Origin of the sequence: Pseudomonas sp. 2995-3, from assembly GCF_002742565.1 — a bacterium.
Taxonomy (GTDB): Bacteria; Pseudomonadota; Gammaproteobacteria; order Pseudomonadales; family Pseudomonadaceae; genus Aquipseudomonas; species Aquipseudomonas edaphica.
In genome coordinates, this window is the sequence record NZ_LJSB01000333.1 from 1 (window position 1) to 228 (window position 228).

At 32.5% G+C, this 228-nt stretch carries 1 protein-coding gene; it reads left to right on the plus strand.

Features of this window, described 5'->3' with window-relative positions:
• Positions 1 to 228 (plus strand): hypothetical protein (locus tag AOA62_RS31935; protein ID WP_218244215.1); only part of this gene is annotated, 228 nt, incomplete at both ends.

The following is a 228-nucleotide window of genomic DNA, read 5'->3' on the forward strand; positions in this document are numbered from 1 at the left end:
TGATGAATTTAGAAAAAAACTAGAACTTTATGAAAAAGGGGAACTACCTGAAAATGAAGCTGAGGCTTTTGAAAAGGATTTAGAAAAGCTTGAGAGCTATCAGGAATATCTCATAGAAAGTCAAAGTGATGATACATTGGAAGTTGATCAGAACACTAATATAGATGAAAAAAAACAAAAGAGGATTTTAAGACGGAGTAAATGGAAGGCAAGATTTCAAACTGCACT